This window comes from Rothia sp. HMSC065C03, from assembly GCF_001837295.1.
GTDB lineage: Bacteria > Actinomycetota > Actinomycetes > Actinomycetales > Micrococcaceae > Rothia.
This window is the reverse complement of sequence record NZ_KV832006.1, coordinates 217,741-218,013: the sequence shown is the minus strand read 5'-3', so window position 1 is coordinate 218,013 and position 273 is coordinate 217,741.

The following is a 273-nucleotide window of genomic DNA, read 5'->3' as shown; positions in this document are numbered from 1 at the left end:
TTCATTATTCGCCTTGATATACTTATCCACCATGCACATTTGACCGCCGGAAGGTTGAGAATCTTTCATTATTCGCCTTGATATACTTATCCACGCAAACGAACACGTGCGTACATGGTTGAGAATCTTTCATTATTCGCCTTGATATACTTATAACGACTTGTTTGTCGTCGAAAATTTGGTTGAGAATCTTTCATTATTCGCCTTGATATACTTATTACCTGGGGGGGGTAAGCCGGTTTCTTGGTTGAGAATCTTTCATTATTCGCCTTG